Origin of the sequence: Sphingomonas sp., assembly GCA_019635535.1 — a bacterium.
GTDB lineage: Bacteria > Pseudomonadota > Alphaproteobacteria > Sphingomonadales > Sphingomonadaceae > Allosphingosinicella.
Map to the genome: position 1 here is coordinate 2188206 of JAHBZH010000001.1, position 15930 is coordinate 2204135.

Annotated in this window: 18 protein-coding genes and 1 tRNA gene; 11 read left to right on the forward strand and 8 right to left on the reverse strand. The window is 67.5% G+C overall.

What is annotated here, in order from left to right:
- Positions 1 to 36 precede the first annotated feature (36 nt).
- Together KF780_11230 and KF780_11235 are read left to right on the forward strand one after the other, a co-directional pair.
- Positions 37 to 714 (forward strand): response regulator transcription factor, encoded by a 678-nt coding sequence (locus tag KF780_11230; GenBank protein ID MBX3562371.1) that lies wholly within the window; start codon positions 37 to 39, stop codon positions 712 to 714.
- Positions 711 to 2069: a HAMP domain-containing histidine kinase gene (locus KF780_11235; protein MBX3562372.1), complete on the forward strand. Its 1359-nt coding sequence runs from the start codon at positions 711 to 713 to the stop codon at positions 2067 to 2069. Before KF780_11230 ends, KF780_11235 begins: the two co-directional genes overlap by 4 nt.
- Positions 2070 to 2089: 20 nt before the next feature.
- Here the strand turns inward: KF780_11235 and KF780_11240 are convergent, their stop codons facing one another.
- Both KF780_11240 and KF780_11245 read right to left on the reverse strand, forming a co-directional pair.
- Positions 2090 to 2608, reverse strand: a complete 519-nt coding sequence (locus tag KF780_11240) for a carboxymuconolactone decarboxylase family protein (GenBank protein ID MBX3562373.1) — start codon at positions 2606 to 2608, stop codon at positions 2090 to 2092.
- Positions 2609 to 2710: 102 nt separating this feature from the next.
- Positions 2711 to 3253, reverse strand: coding sequence for a peroxiredoxin (locus KF780_11245; GenBank protein MBX3562374.1), 543 nt, complete (start codon positions 3251 to 3253; stop codon positions 2711 to 2713).
- 110 nt (positions 3254 to 3363) lie between these two features.
- Between KF780_11245 and KF780_11250 the strand changes: the two genes are divergently transcribed.
- Positions 3364 to 4260, forward strand: coding sequence for a hydrogen peroxide-inducible genes activator (locus KF780_11250; protein ID MBX3562375.1), 897 nt, complete (start codon positions 3364 to 3366; stop codon positions 4258 to 4260).
- Here the strand turns inward: KF780_11250 and KF780_11255 are convergent.
- The gene (locus KF780_11255; GenBank protein ID MBX3562376.1) at positions 4207 to 5415 is read right to left on the reverse strand and encodes an acyltransferase family protein; all 1209 of its coding nucleotides are present in this window, start codon (positions 5413 to 5415) and stop codon (positions 4207 to 4209) included. The genes KF780_11250 and KF780_11255 overlap by 54 nt on opposite strands.
- 128 nt (positions 5416 to 5543) lie before the next feature.
- Here KF780_11255 and KF780_11260 point away from each other — a divergent pair, with 128 nt between their 5' ends.
- Positions 5544 to 6344, forward strand: coding sequence for a LytTR family transcriptional regulator (locus KF780_11260; GenBank protein ID MBX3562377.1), 801 nt, complete (start codon positions 5544 to 5546; stop codon positions 6342 to 6344).
- 13 nt (positions 6345 to 6357) lie between these two features.
- On the opposite strand, the gene pgsA is transcribed toward KF780_11260, so the two are convergent.
- Entirely contained in the window at positions 6358 to 6933 is a 576-nt protein-coding gene (gene pgsA, locus KF780_11265; GenBank protein MBX3562378.1) for a CDP-diacylglycerol--glycerol-3-phosphate 3-phosphatidyltransferase, read from the reverse strand.
- Positions 6934 to 7034: 101 nt separating this feature from the next.
- Between pgsA and KF780_11270 the strand changes: the two genes are divergently transcribed.
- Together KF780_11270 and KF780_11275 are read left to right on the forward strand one after the other, a co-directional pair.
- Positions 7035 to 8591, forward strand: a complete 1557-nt coding sequence (locus KF780_11270; GenBank protein ID MBX3562379.1) for a leucyl aminopeptidase — start codon at positions 7035 to 7037, stop codon at positions 8589 to 8591.
- 35 nt (positions 8592 to 8626) lie between these two features.
- Complete coding sequence (locus KF780_11275) at positions 8627 to 9967, forward strand: MFS transporter (protein MBX3562380.1); 1341 nt, start codon at positions 8627 to 8629, stop codon at positions 9965 to 9967.
- Here the strand turns inward: KF780_11275 and KF780_11280 are convergent.
- Positions 9850 to 10245, reverse strand: a complete 396-nt coding sequence (locus tag KF780_11280; protein MBX3562381.1) for a hypothetical protein — start codon at positions 10243 to 10245, stop codon at positions 9850 to 9852. The genes KF780_11275 and KF780_11280 overlap by 118 nt on opposite strands.
- A 28-nt stretch (positions 10246 to 10273) precedes the next feature.
- A complete protein-coding gene (locus KF780_11285) occupies positions 10274 to 10450 on the reverse strand; it encodes a hypothetical protein (GenBank protein MBX3562382.1) in 177 nt (58 codons plus the stop codon).
- A 302-nt stretch (positions 10451 to 10752) separates the two neighbouring features.
- Here KF780_11285 and KF780_11290 point away from each other — a divergent pair, with 302 nt between their 5' ends.
- The 4 genes from KF780_11290 to KF780_11305 all read left to right on the forward strand — a co-directional run bounded on the left by KF780_11290 (position 10753) and on the right by KF780_11305 (position 14437).
- Positions 10753 to 12306, forward strand: coding sequence for a YadA-like family protein (locus KF780_11290; protein ID MBX3562383.1), 1554 nt, complete (start codon positions 10753 to 10755; stop codon positions 12304 to 12306).
- Positions 12307 to 12447: 141 nt separating this feature from the next.
- Complete coding sequence (locus KF780_11295) at positions 12448 to 12897, forward strand: hypothetical protein (GenBank protein ID MBX3562384.1); 450 nt, start codon at positions 12448 to 12450, stop codon at positions 12895 to 12897.
- 2 nt (positions 12898 to 12899) lie between these two features.
- The gene (locus KF780_11300; GenBank protein ID MBX3562385.1) at positions 12900 to 13199 is read left to right on the forward strand and encodes a transcriptional regulator; all 300 of its coding nucleotides are present in this window, start codon (positions 12900 to 12902) and stop codon (positions 13197 to 13199) included.
- A 41-nt stretch (positions 13200 to 13240) separates the two neighbouring features.
- On the forward strand, positions 13241 to 14437 hold the full coding sequence (locus KF780_11305; GenBank protein MBX3562386.1) for a YcaQ family DNA glycosylase: 1197 nt from the start codon (positions 13241 to 13243) through the stop codon (positions 14435 to 14437).
- Here KF780_11305 and KF780_11310 read toward each other — a convergent pair.
- Together KF780_11310 and KF780_11315 are read right to left on the reverse strand one after the other, a co-directional pair.
- Positions 14408 to 14483 (reverse strand) — tRNA-Ala (locus KF780_11310). The genes KF780_11305 and KF780_11310 overlap by 30 nt on opposite strands.
- A gap of 105 nt (positions 14484 to 14588) precedes the next feature.
- Positions 14589 to 14918 carry a TIGR02300 family protein gene (locus KF780_11315; protein ID MBX3562387.1) on the reverse strand — a complete coding sequence of 110 codons (330 nt, stop codon included), beginning with the start codon at positions 14916 to 14918 and terminating at the stop codon, positions 14589 to 14591.
- A 160-nt stretch (positions 14919 to 15078) separates the two neighbouring features.
- Here KF780_11315 and cmk point away from each other — a divergent pair, with 160 nt between their 5' ends.
- Positions 15079 to 15708 carry a (d)CMP kinase gene (gene cmk / locus KF780_11320; GenBank protein MBX3562388.1) on the forward strand — a complete coding sequence of 210 codons (630 nt, stop codon included), beginning with the start codon at positions 15079 to 15081 and terminating at the stop codon, positions 15706 to 15708.
- Positions 15709 to 15930 lie beyond the last annotated feature (222 nt).

Genomic DNA, 15930 nt, shown 5'->3' on the forward strand with positions numbered 1-15930 from the left:
CTTCCTCCGCGCGCGGAAGGCTGACAAAGCGAGGACATGCAGATCCTGCTGATCGAGGATGACGAACGTGTCGCCGATTATGTCGGTGCTGGGCTGCGCGAGGCGGGCCACATCGTGACTCATGTCGCGGACGGCAAGGCCGGTCTGATCCAGGCGACAGCCGAGCAATATGACCTCATCATCCTCGACCGGATGCTGCCGCAGCTGGACGGGCTCACCATCCTCAAGACGATCCGCGCGACCGGCGATGCCACGCCCGTGCTGCTGCTGTCCGCGCTGGGCGACACGGACGAGCGGGTGAAGGGGCTGCGCGCCGGCGGCGACGACTATCTCGCCAAGCCCTTCGCCCTGTCCGAACTGGTGGCGCGCGCCGAAGCGCTCGGCCGGCGCGGGCCGGGCCTTGCCGAGCAGGCCGTGATCCGCATCGCCGACCTGGAGATCGACTTGCTCGGCCGGATCGTACGGCGCGCCGGGCAACGGATCGAGCTCACTTCACGCGAGTTCCGCATCCTCGACTATCTCGCCCGCCATGCCGGCCGGGTGGTGACACGATCAATGCTGCTGGAGCATGTCTGGGACTATCATTTCGATCCGCAGACCAATGTGGTCGATCAGCATGTCAGTCGCCTGCGCCAGAAGGTCGAGCGGGGGGCAGCCACGCCGCTGATCGAGACGGTGCGCGGCGCGGGCTATCGGATGCGGACCGGCGCGTGAAGCTTCTCGCCAGCTTTTCTTTCCGGCTCGCTTTGCTTTACGCGACGTTGTTCACGCTTTCCGTCTCGATCCTGCTCGCGCTCTTCTACTGGATCAGCATCCGGCGCCCGATCGAGCAGGTCGAAGCCAGCCTGGCCGCCGAAAGCGCGCGGTTCGAAATGCTGTATCGGGAGCAAGGCGCACAGGCGCTGGTCGTGAAGCTCGAACGGCGGGCCACCCTCCCCGCGCCGCGCCAGGCCTATCATGCGCTGATCGCGCCGGACGGGACGGTGCTCGCCACCAACCTGCCGAGCTGGCCGCCCGAGCCCAACCTGCGCTGGCTGCGGATCGAGGCCGACATCTATCGCGACGGCGAGGAATATGATCACGAAGCGCTGGTGCTCGACCGCCGGCTGCCGGACGGCGCCAGGCTGATGATCGGCCGCGACGTGCAGGACATCGACGATCTCGACGAGGGCATCCGCGTCGGCGCGCTGTGGCTGATGCCGGTGATGGCGCTGCTGGTGATCGCCGGCGGCGGCCTGATGAGCCGCGCCATCGGGCGGCGGATCGACGCGGTCGGCGCAACGGCGCGCCGGGTGATGGCCGGCGATCTTTCGGAACGCATACCGGTGCGCGGCAGCGGCGACGATATCGACCGATTGGGCGAGACGCTGAACGCGATGCTGGAGCGGATCGAAGCCTCGGTCGAATCAGTCCGGCGCGTGTCGGACAATGTCGCGCACGAACTTCGTACGCCCCTGACCCGGCTCCAGGCCGAGCTCAACGCGCTCCAGGCCGCTTCGCCGGAGCGAAAAGCGGCGCTGATCGAAAGCGCGAATGACGAGGCGGAGCGGCTCGGACGGATGTTCGATGCAGTGCTGCGCATCTCGCGCATCGAGGCCCAGCGCCACCAGCCGGAAATGCGCGAGGTGAATATTTCGGCGCTGATCGAGGACGCCGCCGACTATCATGCGCCTCAGGCCGAGGAGCGCGGCCTGATTCTCGACACGCAAGTCGAGCGCGATCTCGCCACCGTGGGCGATCGCGACCTGCTGTTTCAGGCGGTGAGCAACCTGATCGACAATGCGATCAAGTTCACCCCGCCGGGCGGGCGCATCGCGCTGTCGGCGAGCCGGGCGGACGACGGCATCGCGCTGCGCGTCGCCGACACCGGGCCGGGCATTCCGTCGGAACATCGCGAAAAAGTCATCGAACGCTTTTTCCGCGCGCCGGCGGCCGAGCCCGTGCCCGGCTTCGGCCTGGGTCTCTCGCTGGTCGCCGCAGTCGCCAAGCTGCACGGATCGAGCCTGCGCTTCGGCGACGCCGCGCCGGGACTCGCGGTCGAATGGACGCTGCCGGCGCGGAGCGGTTGACCGCCGCGCCGCGCCCTTTCTCACAGCGTGGCGTGGACCGTCGCCACCGCCGTCATCACCGCGCCGATGCGGGCGGCGGCCTGGATCGTTTCGGCCTTCACGCCGTGCTGGGTCAGCACGCGTTCGTGGCTATCGATGCACATGCCGCAGCCGTTCTGGGCGCTGACCGCGAGGCTGAACAGCTCGAAGTCCGCCTTGTCGATGCCGGGATTGCCGATGCAGTTCATCCGCAGCTTCGCCGGCAGCGTCTCGTAAACCGGGTTGGAGGCGAGATGGACGAAGCGGTAATAGACATTGTTCATCGCCATGACCGCGGCGGCAGCGCGCGCCGCATTGGCATAGGCATCGTCGAGCTTGCCGGCGATTTCCGCTTCGGCGGCTGCGACGATCGGCTTGTAGCCGGTGCCGTGGGCGCAGGCGAGGATGAGGCCGTATTTGCGCGCGTCGCCGAGCGTCTGATCAGCGAGCAGCGAGCCGATATTGAGCCGGAGGTCCTTCGCATATTCGGGAAGGGCGTCGGCGAATTCCTTGAGGGACATGGGGATTTCCTTGGTTCTCGCGCACGCAGCTTAGCCCAGCGCGGGGTTCGCAAAAAGGGGCGCGGCAACTCGCGGTCGCCGCACCCCTCAGAGGTCTGAACCCTAGGCCGCCGGCCTCAGGACCTCTTCGCCGGCCGTCCAGTTGCACGGGCACAATTCGTCGGTCTGCAGCGCATCGAGGATGCGCAGCGTCTCGGCCGGATTGCGGCCGACATTGAGGCCGTTCACCGTGACATGCTGGATGATATTGTCCGGATCGACGATGAACGTGGCGCGGAAGGCGACATGCTCGTCCTGGTCGAGGATGCCGAGCGCGCCGGCGAGCCGCGCGCCATTGTCGGCGATCCACGGGAAGTCCGCGCCGGCGAGCTGCGCGTCCGAGCGGCGCCACGCGAAGTGGACATGGGCGGTGTCGGTCGAGGCGCCGATCAGCACCGCGTCGCGATCGGCGAAATCGCGGGCCAGCTCGCCATAGCCGACGATCTCGGTCGGGCAGACGAAGGTGAAGTCCTTCGGCCAGTAGAACAGGATCTTCCACTTGCCGTTGGTCTCGGCGAGATCGATCGTCTCGCCGGCGGGCAAAGCGGATGTGCCCTGCTGGACCGGGAGGGTGAGTTCGGGAAGCTTGTCGCCGACGGTAAGCATGCGCGCGTTTCTCCTCTTGTGCACTGCATCAAAACTCTTGTGCAGCGCATATAAGGGCTGGGAATCATCGTTCAAATTGATTAGATCGACCGCATTGATCGAGCAGAGCGATGAACGTCCATCTCCCCACGCTGAAGCAGCTGCAATATCTGGTGGCCCTGAAGACCCACGGCCATTTCGGCCGCGCGGCGGAGGCCTGTTTCGTCACGCAATCCACCCTGTCGGCCGGGATCAAGGAGTTGGAGACGCTGATCGGCGTCACGCTCGTCGAGCGCACCCGGCGCGTCGTGCGCTTCACGCCGCTGGGCGAGCGGGTGGCGGACAAGGCGCAGCGCATCCTGCGCGAGGCCGAGGATCTGACCGACATGGTGCGCGCGGCGGGCAAGCCGCTCGCCAGCGAACTGCGCATGGGCGTGATCCCGACGATCGCACCTTTCCTGCTGCCCACCCTGCTGCCGCGCCTGCGCGAGCAATGGCCGGACCTCAGGCTCTATCTGCGCGAGGAGCCCAGCCAAGCGGCATGCGACGCGCTGCACCGTGGCAAGCTCGATTGCGTCCTGCTCGCCTTGCCCTTCGCCTGCGGCGAGGTCGATTCGGCCGCCTTGTTCAACGATCGGCTGATGGTCGCCTTTCCGCCAGGCGGCGCGGATGGGCTGCCCGATTGCGTCCCGGCGGCCGCCATCGACGAGAACAGCCTGCTGCTGCTCGAGGACGGACATTGCCTGAAGGACCATGCCTTGTCCGCCTGCAACCGTCCGGAACTGCGTGCCGAGGCGTCGATCCTCGGCACGTCGCTGCACACCCTGGTCCAGATGGTCGATAACGGGCTCGGCATGACGCTCATCCCCGAAATGGCCGTGCAGGCGGGAATATTGGAAGGTACCCGCGTGGTCGCCCGGCGCCTCGACGCCGAGCATCCCACCCGCCGGATCGCCCTGGTCTGGCGCAAGGGCTCACCGCGGGAGAAGGAGTTCCGGCTGCTCGCCGACGCACTCAAGGCGGCGTGACGCGGCCGGCTTGAGCCCGAACAGCGGCCGCGCCCAGGCGGAGCGCCGCGCGATTTCATAAGCCAGCGCGCAGCACGCGACCGTGACGACCAGCAGGATCGCGAATTCCATCCCGGGGCCCAGCCCGAACGGCTTCAGCCAATAGCCGGCAAGGACGATGATGGTCTGGTGCGCGATATAATAAGGAAAGATCGCATCGGTGAGATAGCGCCGCACCGGCCCGTCGCGGTGCAGGAAAAGCTGGGCCATGCCGAGCAGCGCCAGGATCGCGCTCCATGCCTGCACCGCGCGGGCGAAGCGGGCGAAAGCGAGTTCCCAGGCCGAAGGGGCGGCGGACGGCAGGATGTCGTGCACGACGTAGAACGCCGCGAAGCCGAGATAGCTGATGATCGCCGCCAACGCCGCCGGCTTCCACCACCCGACGATCCGCTCCCACAGCGCCTGCGAACGGGCCAGGCCGACGCCGAAGAAGAAGGCGAAGGCATAGACGCTGTGCGCGTAGAGATCGTCGACCAGCGCATGGGTGTCCCCGAAAGCGGGATAGAGAAGCATGCGCCCGACGAACAGCCACAGGACCGGCAACGCGATCAGCCGCCAGCCGGCGAATAGCCGATCAAAGCCCTTCTGCATCAGCGCACGACCGCGCGCCGGCACCAAGGCCAGCAGCGCCAGCGCCATGGTGTAGACCCACAGATAGGCGACGAACCACAGATGGTTGTAGGTCGGCAGGATGAGGCCCCGGCTCGCGCCGAACTCGAAATAGTCGGTGATCCAGAACGACCAAAAGCCGGCCGCATAGCCGCTCTTCTCGCGCAGCTCGACCCAGGCCTGGGGTGCCACGAACAGGGCCATACCGGCGATCAGGGGAATGAGCAGCCGCGTCGAACGTTCGCGCGCGAAGCCCTCCTGCCCACCCATCTTGGCGAGCAAAGCGCGCGAGGCGATGCCGGCGATCAGGAAGAGCAATGCGAGGCGCCAGGGATTGAGCGCCAGCATCGGCAGCGCCGCCCAGTCCAGCGGCCGGGCGGTCTGCACATGCCAGCCCCAGGGCACGAAGAACATGCCGATATGATAGACGATGAGCAGGCCGAAGGCCGCGATCCGGAGCCAGTCCAGCCCATAGCGGCGTCCGCCCACATAATCCGTCGCTTGCATGATTTCGTCCCTTTCTGCCATTCCGCCAGGGGACTGGCGGCGGCGCGGCGGCGGCGCCATCGTCCGGGGATGGGCGGCGGCGCGGCGAGGACGATCGGAAAAGGCGTGTGACGAACGGTTGGGCGAGGATGACGAGCGGTTGGCGCCACAGCGACGGCGGACGCTTCGCCGCGGCCTGGCTCGCTTTCGCGCTGATCGCGATTCTCCAGGCGGTGGTGAACGCCTTCAGCGTGATCGACGAACGCGCCGCCGGCGGCCAGCCGATCCCGACCTGGGAGCCCTGGACCTGGGAGCTGACCAGCATCGCCGCCTGGCTGCTGCTCGCGCCGCTCATCTTCCTCGCCGCGCGGCGGCTGCGTCCGCCGCAGCTGCGGCCGCTGCCGGCGATCGGCGCGCATGTCGCGGCCAGCATCGCGGTCTCGCTGGGTCATGTCACGCTGATGCAGGCCGGGCGCACCTTGATCTATTGGCTCGCCGGCAGCCGATATGGCGAAACGATCGCCAGCGCCTTCCTCTACGAATATCGCAAGGACCTGGTGACCTATGTGCTGGTCGTCCTGTTCTTCCTGCTGTTCGAGCGGGTGACGCGACCCAATGCCGCGCCCGCTCCGGTCGCCGATGCGTTCCGCATCGAAGTGCGCGACGGCAGCCGGACGTCATGGCTGGCGCCGGAGGACGTGGAATGGGCGCAGGCGGCCGGCAATTATGTCGAGCTCAACGGCCCGTTCGGGACGCTGCTCCATCGTCGGACCCTGGCGGCGCTGGCGGAAGAGCTGGCCCCGCACGGCTTCGTGCGCGTGCAGCGCTCCCGGATCGTCCGCAAGGCGGCGGTCACGGGCACCGAAACGCGGCCGAGCGGCGATTTCGAGATCCGGATGGCGAGCGGCGTGATTTTGGGCGGCAGCCGGCGCTATCGCGACAATCTGTGAGGCCGCCCGCCCCTCAATCCATGTGTTTGAGGCCGACCCGCAGATAGTCCCAGCCGGTCACCAAAGTCAGCGCCGCCGCCGCCCACAAGGTGGCGAGACCGAGCTGCAGCACCCAGGGCCAGTGCGGCAGCGCCCCGGCGAGGATGAGGGCGCCCAATGACACGAGCTGGAAGGTCGTCTTCCATTTGGCGAGGCGGCTGACCGGAACCGACACGGACAGGCCGGCGAGAAATTCGCGCAGGCCCGACACGATGATCTCGCGCAGCAAAATGACGAGCGCCGGAATCAGGTGCCAATCGGCGATGATCGGCCCGCCGAAACCCGGATCGGCCGGCGCGCGCGCGACCAGCAAAACGATCACCGCCGCCACCATGATCTTGTCCGCGATCGGATCGAGGAACTGGCCGAGCCGCGACACCGTCCCCTGGGCGCGGGCGAGATAGCCGTCGAAATAATCGGTGATGCCGACCAGGCAGTAGAGCACGAAGGTGATCGCATAATCGAACCAGCCCGGTTTCCACAGAAGGAAGACCAGGATCGGCACCGCCAGGATGCGCGACAGGGTGAGCAGATTGGGCAAAGTCAGCATCGAAGCGACCCGCTTAGCCGCAAATTCCGCAAAATGGGAGGCTTGTGCGCGCTCCGCGGGTCGGCCAAACAGAGCCTTTCCACCGATCGACGGAGACCCGAATGCGCCGCCTTGCCGCCCTCGCCCTTCTCGCTTCCACTGTCGCGACGGCGGCTTTCGCGGCCCGGCCCGTCGCTTTCTCGGCGGAGGCGCCGTCGTCGGGCGTGCTGGTTTTGCCGCTGGGCAGCGCCGAGGAGCTGGCGACGCGCGGCACGATGCTCGACGCCGCCTCTCGCGAAGCCGTGTCGCGGGCGCTGACCGCGGCCAATTTCCGCTATCGCGTGTCGAACACGCTGAGCCTGCGCGGCATCGGATCCTGGTCGCAGATTCTGGTGGTCGGCACGGCCGGCGACGCGCCGGAGGATGTGCGCCTGCAAAATGTCGGGGGCACCGCCGCGCGCGAGACGGCGCGTGAGGACGGACCGGTGGCGATCGCCGCCGGCGGCTATGCCGACAGCGCCAATGCCCTGGTCCAGATCGGCGTCGGCGCCCGCCTCGGCGGCTACAGCTTCGATCGCTATCGTTCGGAAAATCCGGATCGTCCGCGCCGGGCCGGGCAGGATGCGCCGATCACCGTCGTGACACCGCTCGCCCGCGAGGCGCAGGCCCAGTGGCGCGGCCAGGGCGAGGCGCTGTCCGAAGGCGTCTATTTCGCGCGCGACCTCATCACCGAGCCCGCCAATATCCTGTCGCCCGAAGCCTTCGTAACCCGCACGCGCGAGGCGTTCCGCGGGGTTTCTGGTGTGACCATCGAGGCGATGGACGTGCCGCAGATGCAGCGGCTGGGCATGAACGCGATCCTGTCGGTGGGCATGGGTTCGGAGCGCCCGCCCCGCATGCTGATCGTCGAATATCGCGGGCGCGGCGCCCAGGGCCAGCCGATCGTGCTGGCCGGCAAGGGCATCACCTTCGATTCGGGCGGCATTTCGATCAAGCCGGCCAACAACATGTGGCGGATGAAGGGCGACATGGCCGGCGCGGCGGCGGTGGTCGGCGCCGTGCTCAGCCTCGCGCGCAGCGGCGCGCCGGTCCATGTCGTCGCGGTCGCGGCGCTGGCCGACAACATGCCCGGCGGCGGCGCGGCCCGGCCTGGCGACGTGGTGGCGGCCTATGGCGGCCGGACGATCGAGCGGCTCAATACCGACGCGGAAGGCCGCATCGTGCTGGCCGATGCCGTCTCCTATGCCGACCGGCGCTACCGGCCGGCGGCGATCGTCGACGTGGCGACGCTGACCGGGGCGATCGTGACCGCCCTGGGCTCCGATTATGCCGGCCTGTTCTCCCGCCACGACGGGCTTGCCAGCCAGTTGCTGACCGCCGGAGAATCTTCCGGCGAGCTGTTGTGGCGCATGCCGCTCAACGAGCGTTACGCCAGCGCGATGGAATCGCCGATCGCCGACATTCGCGACATTTCGGAAAATGCGCCGGGCGCGGGCGCGGGCGCGCATTTCATCGGCTCCTTCGTCTCGCCGGCGACGCCCTGGGCGCATCTGGACATTGCGGGCACCTCCTGGCGCACCGACAGCCAGCCGACCGTCCCGTCCGGCGCGGCGGGGACGACGGTGCGGCTGCTCGATCGCTTCGTGCGCGATTTCCGCCCGGTTCCGACCGCGGGCTGATCGCCAGGTCCGGACCTTAAAGGGCCACGCCCACCATGGCCTCCACCTCCATGCACCTGCTGCGCAAGCGGCGGTTCCTGCCTTTGTTCACCACCCAGTTGCTGGGCGCGTTCAACGACAATCTGTTCAAGAACGCGATGGTGCTGTTCGTCGTCTACCAGGTCTATGACGACGAGGCGTCGGAGACCTGGTTCAGCGCGGTTGCGACCGCGCTGTTCATCCTGCCCTTCTTCCTGCTCTCGGCGCTCGCCGGGCAGCTCGCCGACGCGCGCGACAAGGCCCGGATCATCCGGATCGTCAAATTCTGCGAAATTCTGATCATGCTGGTCGGCGCCGCCGGCCTGGTCCTGGCCTGGCTGGGCCTGGCGGTACACCAGTTCGCGATCCCGCTGATGCTGGCCGCCCTGCTCGCCATGGGCATTCATTCGACATTTTTCGGACCGATCAAATATGCGATCCTGCCACAGCATCTGAAGCCGGATGAGGTGCTGGGCGGCACCGGGCTGGTCGAGGCGGGCACCTATATCGCCATCCTCGGCGGCACGATCCTCGCCGGCGTCATCTCGGTCGAGGCGTCCGCCGTCGCCGTGCTACTGATCGCGATCCTCGGCTATATGTCCGGTCGGCAGGTCCCGCCCGCCCCCGCTCTGGAGGAAGGCCACCGGATCGATCTCAACGTTTTGCGCTCGTCGATCACATTGGTCCGCGCGACCATGCACATCCCGCGCCTCTTCCTCGCCATCTGCTCGATCAGCTTCTTCTGGACGATCGGCGCGGTGCTGTTCATCCAGTTCCCGCCGCTGGTGAAGAACGTGCTGACCGCCGACAAGGCGGTGGCCAGCCTGTTCCTCGCCATCTTCTCGATCGGCGTCGCGATCGGCTCGGTGGCGGTGAACCGGCTGCTCAAGGGAAAGGTCTCGGCGCGCTATTCGATGCCCGCAGTGCTGGTGATGGGGCTGTTCGTCGTCGCTTTCCATCTCGTCTCCGTCAGCTGGGCCGGGGCGCCCGAGGATGTGCTGTTCGGCATCGACGAATTCCTGGTCCATCCCGGCGCGGCGCCTTTGCTCATCTCGCTGCTCGGCATCGCCATTGCCGGCGGCATGTTCGTGGTGCCGCTCTACGCTTTCCTCACCACCACGGTGAAGAAGAGCGAGGCGGCCCGCACCGTCGCCGCCAACAACATCGTCAATGCCGGGGCGATGGTGATCGGCTCGCTGATCGCGATCGGGCTTTCGGTGGCGGACGTCGCGGTGGCCGATCAATTGCTGCTGGCCGCCGCCATGTGCATCGTCTCGGCCTGGCTCGCCTGGAAGCTGCACAAAGCCTGCGACGATGTCGAATGTGACGACACCGAAGGCCTGCCGCCGACGGTGTGAGCGATCGGCTCACCAGCCGACACTGATCCCGCTAAGCCGTGGTGGCTCTCATAGCCACTGCCGAACCGGCCGTCATAGCCGAGCACGAGCGCGGCATTGACCGCGAGCGGGATGCGCGCCCGTGCGCCGATCTCGCCGTTATCCCCGACCAGCGGCGCTCCGGGCGCGATCGCGAACGCCACCGGCAGCGTCCGTTCCTCCCCGTACAGCACCGCGACATTGCGGTTATAGGCCTCCAGCGTGACGCCGCCGCCCCGCTCCGGCAAGCGCCGCAGCAAACGGTCCGCCTGATCTGACGAAGCGGGCTCAGCCCAGCAAGGTTCCGAAGAAGATCAGGCCGCCGATCCAGCCGGTCGCGAACAGGCGCAGATCGTCGAGCCACGCTCCGGGCCCGGCGCCCCCGAAGAGCGCGGGCTCGTCCGCGTGCAGCGCCACGGCCCAGGGACCGACACGGCGGACGATGAGGGGCGACAGGCGATTCACACCACCATTAAGAGTTCATTTACCAAAAGGTTTCAAGGCGCCGCGCGCCGCGCACCGGCTCCGTCCCGACGCGGGACAATGCACTATCCGACCCTTTATTCGCACGGGCGCGCAACGACAAATTTCAATGCGACTGGATCAAGATAAGCTACCATAGCGAACTTCAAAATGGATGAAATATAGTTCAAAGTAAATTGTAATAATAAAATCACATTAACCTTTGACGTTGATGATATATCTCATTGATTTATTGTTTCTGGAGAAAAATCATGACACGTCGAGGTGTTGCATCAGTCGGTCGCATGAAATTCGTTCGTCGTGCGCTGATCGCCATGCTGGTCACGACCGCCGCGGCCGGCGAAGCCGCCGCGCAGAACACACCGCCGGCCGTCAACGCCTGCACCGGCCTGCGCCTGCCGCGTTCCGCCGTGACAGACCTGCTCGCACCGGTGGTGAACGGCATCGTCGCGCCGGTCGAGAACCGGGTCAATTCGATCCTGGGCGTGGTCGCGATCATCCCGCTCGTCGGTCAGGTCCTGCCGCAGCTCAACATCAATGCCGCAAGCCTGTTGGCGGACGCCGCGGCCGGCGATCCGCTGTCGCTGCAGATTTTCGACACGGACGGAAACCTGGTCGACCCCGCCGGCGGCTGCGACCTCCAGAGCTCGTCGCTCAGCCTGGCGCAGGAAGGCGGCATCGAGATCGGCGGCAATCGGATCAGCGGGCTCGGCGCCAACGGCCGGGAGGCGTTTGCCGGCGATATCGATTCGATCGCGTTCGGCAATGGGGCTCGGACCGAGACGACGGCGACGGCATCGGTCGCGATCGGGAACGAGGCTCAGGTCAGCGCCGCCAACAGCGTCGCGATCGGCGCCGGATCGACCGCCACGCGCGGGCCGCAGCTTGCCTATGCCGCGCTCGCGCTCGACGGCGCGCAATTCTCGGCCGGCGAATTTTCGGTAGGCACGGCCGGGGCCGAGCGCCAGATCACCAATGTCGCGCCCGGATCGGCGCCGACCGACGCGGTCAACGTCGCGCAGCTCCAGAGCGTCGCGAATGCGGTGGCGAGCCATGACACGCGCATCTCGGCACTGGAAGCGGGCAGCGGCGGTGGTACACCGGCGCCCGGTCCGCTCCGCTATGCCGACGCGGCAACGCCCACCGCGCCCAATGCCGGCGCGCCGACCGACGATGCCACCCTGGTCGGCGCGAGCGGCGGGCCGGTGGGCCTACACAATGTCCGCACCGGGCAGCTCGCCGCCGGATCGACGGATGCGGTGAACGGCGGGCAATTGTTCGACACCAACCAGCAGGTCGCGGCCAACAGCAATCGGATCACCGTGCTGGAAAACAGCGTGTCGGGCAGCGCGATCGGCCCGGTCCAATATGCCAATGCCGATACGCCGACCGTTCCCAATGGCGGCACGGTCTCCAATGACGTGACTCTGGTCGGCGCCAATGGAGGACCGGTCACGCTGCACAATGTCGCCGCCGGGGTGGCGCCGACCGACGCGATCAATGTCGCCCAGCTCAACAATGCCATGAACAGCGCTGTCGCCGAGGCCCAGGCCTATACCGACCTGCGCTTCGACCTGATGGGTCGCGACATGACTGCCTTGCGGCGGGACGCCAATGGCGGCATCGCCGGCGCGCTCGCCGCCGCTGCCCTGCCGCAGGCCAGCGATCCCGGCCGCGGCATGATAGCCATGGGCATGGGCACATGGCAGGGTCAGGCCGCCGTCGCCGTCGGGCTTTCGACCCGGCTCGACAACGGCCAGGCGGTCGTGCGCGCCGGCGCGACGGTCGATACTCGCGGCCGCGCCGGCGCCAATGCCGGGGTGGGCATCCAGTTCTGATCGCTTTCTGGCCGCGCTTGGTCGGAACGGAGGAGGCGCACCCCCACCGCGCCTCCTCCCAACGCTTTCCGATGCAACGGATTCCCGTCACTTGACAATATGGAAAGCCATAGTACTTTCCATGATGGAAAGTGAGGAAATATGCAGCAGGACGACACAGACCCGGCAACGGCGCTGAGCCTTGCCAATACCGCGCGCAAACGGATCGCGGCCCGCGCCGACGTCCCGAACTGGTATGGCTGGTGCTACGGCATCTTCTGTGGCTTGCTGGTTACGGGCGGCGGGCTCGGCAACGCGCTTGGTATGAGCATGGTAGCCGTTGGCATATCCGGACTCGTGGTCATTTATCGGACCTGGGTCGATCGAACCGGTATCGAAGTGAATGGCTACCGCGCGGGCAGGACACGGACGATCGCGACCCTGCTTGCGATCGTTCTCGTCGCGCTGATGCTGGGCGGCATGGGCGCGCGCCTCCTCCTGGAACTGCCATGGGCGCCCTATGCGACCGGAATCATCGGGGCCATCTGCGCGATTATCGGGGGCTATGCCTGGGACCGCGCCTGGAAGGCGGAATTGCGGAGCGCCCGATGAGCATGGAGGGCATCGACCCCGTCATTCATGCTCCGCTCCGGTTGCAGATCTGCGCGATCCTGTCCGCCGTGGACGAAGCCGAATTCGCCCTCGTCCGCGAGGAAACGGGCGTCAGCGAATCGGTGCTGTCCAAGCATGTGAAGCAGCTCGAGGAGGCCGGCTATGTGAAGGTCCGCAAGGCGACCTTCGCGTCGCGCCAGCGCACTTGGCTCGGCCTGACCCCGGCGGGGCGCAAAGCCTTCGCCGCGCATCTGGACGCGCTCACCCGTCTCGCCGCCACGGCACGGCTGGCGGCGGAATAGGAAGCGGTTGACACAAGTTTGCGTTTTGTTCTCATGGGCAGATGACGCCCGAGCCCCTTTCCACCGCCGCCGCGCGCCGCATCGCACTGGCGGCGCAGGGCTTCGGCGCTCCTCGTCCCGCTTCGGTGGATCGCGGCCATCTGCGCCGGACACTCGATCGGATCGCGCTGCACCAGATCGACAGCGTCAACGTGCTCGCCCGCGCCCATTATCTGCCCGCCTTCTCGCGGCTCGGCCCCTATGACCGCGCATTGCTGGACAATGCCGCATGGGGACCGCGACGGCAGCGGCGCCTGTTCGAATATTGGGCGCACGAGGCCTCGCTGCTGCCGCTGGAGCTGCATCCGCTGCTGCGCTGGCGCATGGCGGAGGCCGAGCGCGGCGCGGCCGGCTGGAACGGATTGCGCGCCTTCGCGTCGGAACGGCGCGCGGAAGCCGAGGCGATCCTGGCACGCATCCGCGACGAAGGACCGATGGCCGCATCCGACTTCGAGCACGGCAGGAGTCGCAGCGGCTGGTGGGAATGGGGCGCCACCAAGCAGGCGCTGGAATGGCTATTCTGGTCCGGGCGGATCGCCACCGCCACCCGGCGCGGCAATTTCGAACGGGTCTACGATCTCGCCGAGCGCGCGATCCCCGCCGCGATTCGCGACTTGCCGGCGGCCGAGCCCGCCGAGGCGCAGCGGCGGCTAACGGACATCGCCGCCCGCGCGCTCGGGGTGGCGACGGCCGGCGACCTGCGCGACTATTTCCGGCTGGGGCTGGAGGAGAGCCGGGCAGCGGTCGCGGCGCTGGTCGAAGAGGGCGCCTTGCTCCCCGTCGCAGTCGAGGGGTGGCGGCAGCCCGCTTATCTCCATGCCGAAGCGCGCCGCCCGCGCCGAATCGCGGGCCAGGCATTGCTCGCCCCGTTCGATCCCTTGATCTGGGAACGCGGCCGCGCCGAACGGCTGTTCGGCTTCCGCTACCGGATCGAGATCTACACGCCCGCACACAAACGGACGCACGGTTATTATGTGTTGCCCTTTCTGATGGACGACGCACTCGTCGCCCGCGTCGATCTCAAGAGCGACCGGCAAGCCGGACGATTGCTGGTGCAAAATGCCCACCTGGAACCGGGCGCGCCACCGGAGACGACCGAGCGATTGGCCACCGAACTGACGACGATGGCCGGATGGCTTGGACTTGAACCGCCGATTCCAGAGGGAAAATGGTGGAGCCGAGGGGGATCGAACCCCTGACCTTCGCAATGCCATTGCGACGCTCTCCCAGCTGAGCTACGGCCCCGAACCTTTTCGCGCCGGGCCTGGGCGACCCGGGATGAGCGGCGCATTTAAGGGAGGCGCCGCCCGGTGGCAAGGGCGCTATTGCGTCCCGCCGATCCCCAGAGACTCAGCTCTCTTCGTCGTCCCCGGACGAGCCGGCCACGCCGATATCGTCGTCGCCGCCCAGATCGACTTCGTCGTCCGGATTCTCCTCGGCATCCTCATCGACGTCGATGTCCAGATCGTCACCGGCCGCCAGGTCCGTATCTTCCTTCTCGACCTCCGCCTCGGGCTTGGCCGATTCGAACGGCAGCGGCTGCTTGGACTTCAACACCGGCTCGGGCTGCCAGGCGACGCCGCAGGAGATGCAGTGGACAGGATCGTCCTTGCCGAGATCGTAGAAGCGGGTGCCGCATTTCGGACAGGTCCGCTTGGTGCCCCATTCAGGCTTCACCATGGGTGAAAGTCTCCGTCAGAAGAAAAGAAAGGCGGGCGTCCGGCCGCGCGGGTGGACACCGATCGGCGGGCGCCTTGCCACATGGCCAAGCGGCTGTCAAAGCCCGCCGCATGAAGCGCGCTTTCCGCCTCGTTTCCGCGCCCCGCGCGTCGGGGCCGGCATGATCGTCGCCGTCGACGGACCCGCGGCAAGCGGCAAGGGCACGATCGCCCGGGCGATCGCCCGCCATTTCGACCTGCCGCACATGGACACCGGGCTGCTCTACCGGGCGGTGGCGCTCAACCTGCTGCAGACCGGCGGCGATCCGGACAGCGAGTTCGCCGCCGCGCGCGCCACCGCGATCGAGCAGATCGATTTCGCCGATCCCGAGCTGAAGAGCGAGACGGTGGGCGGCATCGCCTCGCGCATCTCGACCTACCCGCTCGTCCGCCAGGCGCTGCTGGAGCGCCAGCGCCGCTTCGCCGGCCAGGCCGGTGGCGCCGTGCTCGACGGGCGCGACATCGGCACGGTGATCGCGCCCGAGGCCGACGTGAAGCTCTTCGTGACCGCCAGCCCGCAGGTGCGTGCCGAGCGGCGCTACATGGAGCTGAAGCGGCTCGGCCTCAACGTCCATCTGCCCGACGTGCTCGCCGACATCCATGCCCGCGACGAGCGCGACACCAGCCGCGGCGCCGCGCCGCTTCGGCAGGCCGGAGACGCGATCCTGATCGACACCAGCGACATGAATGCGGCGCAGGCGATCGAAACGGCGATCGCGGCGGTGAAGCGCGGGGCGAAATCCCCGAACTGAGCCGGGCGGGAAGCACCGGCCGTCCCGCCGATTCGCCGTGCCGGGGATTCCGCGCGGACGCCCGGAATGCCGGCCGGAAGTTGACGAAGTTGACGCCATGTCGGGGGGAGGCGCCCTTCCCCGCGCGATTTGTCCGGAGCGGGTCTGCCGGAACGGCCGCGTCGGGCCACATGGCGAAGAATGGACGGCGGGCATCCGAACAGCGTTGCGCTTCAATTCCTA

Excerpts from the sequence above, each read along its gene's own strand:
- KF780_11230 (MBX3562371.1), top strand. The coding sequence starts at position 37 with ATGCAGATCCTGCTGATCGAGGATGACGAACGTGTCGCCGATTATGTC.
- KF780_11240 (MBX3562373.1), bottom strand. The coding sequence starts at position 2,608 with ATGTCCCTCAAGGAATTCGCCGACGCCCTTCCCGAATATGCGAAGGAC.
- KF780_11245 (MBX3562374.1), bottom strand. The coding sequence starts at position 3,253 with ATGCTTACCGTCGGCGACAAGCTTCCCGAACTCACCCTCCCGGTCCAG.
- KF780_11250 (MBX3562375.1), top strand. The coding sequence starts at position 3,364 with ATGAACGTCCATCTCCCCACGCTGAAGCAGCTGCAATATCTGGTGGCC.
- KF780_11255 (MBX3562376.1), bottom strand. The coding sequence starts at position 5,415 with ATGCAAGCGACGGATTATGTGGGCGGACGCCGCTATGGGCTGGACTGG.
- KF780_11260 (MBX3562377.1), top strand. The coding sequence starts at position 5,544 with ATGACGAGCGGTTGGCGCCACAGCGACGGCGGACGCTTCGCCGCGGCC.
- pgsA (MBX3562378.1), bottom strand. The coding sequence starts at position 6,933 with ATGCTGACTTTGCCCAATCTGCTCACCCTGTCGCGCATCCTGGCGGTG.
- KF780_11270 (MBX3562379.1), top strand. The coding sequence starts at position 7,035 with ATGCGCCGCCTTGCCGCCCTCGCCCTTCTCGCTTCCACTGTCGCGACG.
- KF780_11275 (MBX3562380.1), top strand. The coding sequence starts at position 8,627 with ATGGCCTCCACCTCCATGCACCTGCTGCGCAAGCGGCGGTTCCTGCCT.
- KF780_11290 (MBX3562383.1), top strand. The coding sequence starts at position 10,753 with ATGAAATTCGTTCGTCGTGCGCTGATCGCCATGCTGGTCACGACCGCC.
- KF780_11295 (MBX3562384.1), top strand. The coding sequence starts at position 12,448 with ATGCAGCAGGACGACACAGACCCGGCAACGGCGCTGAGCCTTGCCAAT.
- KF780_11300 (MBX3562385.1), top strand. The coding sequence starts at position 12,900 with ATGGAGGGCATCGACCCCGTCATTCATGCTCCGCTCCGGTTGCAGATC.
- KF780_11305 (MBX3562386.1), top strand. The coding sequence starts at position 13,241 with ATGACGCCCGAGCCCCTTTCCACCGCCGCCGCGCGCCGCATCGCACTG.
- KF780_11315 (MBX3562387.1), bottom strand. The coding sequence starts at position 14,918 with ATGGTGAAGCCTGAATGGGGCACCAAGCGGACCTGTCCGAAATGCGGC.
- cmk (MBX3562388.1), top strand. The coding sequence starts at position 15,079 with ATGATCGTCGCCGTCGACGGACCCGCGGCAAGCGGCAAGGGCACGATC.